Raw genomic sequence first — 1,493 nt, forward strand, 5'->3', positions numbered from 1 at the left:
CCACGCTGTAGATCCCCACACCTCCCTGACTCGGCAGAAAGGCTTCAAGGTGGACGACTTTTACGCCGCCCGCAGCAGGACTATCCCGCCGCTACCGTGGTCGAATATTGCTCCGCCGTTCTCAGTCTTGTTTCTCTACGACACTTGCGCGCTGCCACAGGTTGTGGCGATCGCAATTGAGTTGAGCACCATTTGGCTGCTCGTGCGATGGCACGCCGACTTGACCGATGCTGATTCTTGGCAGTCTGGACCTCATTCATACTGAGCGACCGGGCGTCGCCGTGACGCTGACACTAAAGTGGGGAAACGGAATGCTTGCCAATCTTCAAGCACTACGCGCGCTTGCCGCCATTGCCGTAGTAGTTTTCCACTTCGGCTTAATGCCGCCGACCAGCCTGTCGTTCAAATCCGGCGCAGCCGGTGTTGATCTCTTTTTCGTTTTGAGCGGCTTCATCATTGCCTATAGCTCATCGCGCGACGCACGGCATTTTCTCGCGCGCCGGTTCATGCGGATCGTTCCGGCCTACTGGATCGCTACAATTATCGCGGCGCTGCTCACGCTTCAGAATATGGCTTGGCGCGATACCACGGGCTGGTTAGTTCAGTCGCTGTTCTATCTGCCGGGTCCGCAAGGACGACCAGCACTGATTTTCGTGGCCTGGACGCTCGTTTACGAACTGGCCTTCTACCTGCTCTATTGGCTGGCGCTGCGTGCGGGGCCGATCCGCGCTCCGGTAGTGGCGCTGATACTACTGCTGATAGTCGCCTTGGCCCGTCTGCCGAACCTGCCCGGACCGTGGCCGTTGTTTTTGGAGTTCGCGATAGGCATCGGTGTTTACTTAATTACCGAACGCTTTGGCCCTTTCCATCGGCTAAAAGGGGGGGCGGGATTGCTGATGACTGGTGCCGGTCTCGCGCTCCTGCCGGTATTGCCTTACTTTACGGGCTATGGGTCTGACGATTATCAGAGCTTGGGGCGCGTTTTCACATGGGGGCTACCGGCAGGGTTTATCGTGATGGGCGCCGTGATCGCAGAACGTTCGGGAATTGCGGCGAGAAACCGTGTGGTCCTGATGCTGGGTGCGGCTTCATACGCGATCTATCTGCTGCACCCAATCGCAGTGGGACAATTACTGCAGCTGCCGCCTAGCGCGCAGCCAGCGAGCTGGTTGTTGTGTCTGGGTGCGACCATCGTGATCGTCGCCCTATCGGTTGCTTTCCATCTCGTTGTCGAAGTTCCGATGTTACGCATGTTGCGACGATTTTTGGGCGATCATCCGCAGCGCGGCCCCGCCGGATGAAATTGGCGAAGAAGGCGAAAGTGGTAAAGGCCGCAGAGGGCGGCGACGGGTTCATGAATGAGGTGTTTAGAGCCGGATTCGGAAGTTTCTCAATTCTGACAATACCTTGCGGTTCTGCGTGTGAGCATGCGGATTGAGGCGATGAGGGCCCAAGCTGTTGATGAGGCGATGGATCGCTCCCAGTCTTTCGCG

At 57.7% G+C, this 1,493-nt stretch carries 2 protein-coding genes and 1 pseudogene; 2 read left to right on the forward strand and 1 reads right to left on the reverse strand.

What is annotated here, in order from left to right; genetic code table 11:
• Both EWH12_RS22565 and EWH12_RS21820 read left to right on the forward strand, forming a co-directional pair.
• Positions 1-265: hypothetical protein (locus EWH12_RS22565; RefSeq protein WP_207212476.1), on the forward strand; the 265-nt coding region annotated here is incomplete at its 5' end.
• Entirely contained in the window at positions 228-1,301 is a 1,074-nt protein-coding gene (locus tag EWH12_RS21820) for an acyltransferase family protein (protein WP_129927811.1), read from the forward strand. The genes EWH12_RS22565 and EWH12_RS21820, both read left to right, overlap by 38 nt.
• Positions 1,302-1,390: 89 nt before the next feature.
• Here the strand turns inward: EWH12_RS21820 and EWH12_RS21825 are convergent.
• Positions 1,391-1,493: pseudogene (locus tag EWH12_RS21825) on the reverse strand (IS5/IS1182 family transposase); the annotation flags it as partial.

The sequence above is a fragment of the Sphingobium cupriresistens genome, from assembly GCF_004152865.1.
GTDB classification, from domain to species: Bacteria; Pseudomonadota; Alphaproteobacteria; order Sphingomonadales; family Sphingomonadaceae; genus Sphingobium; species Sphingobium cupriresistens.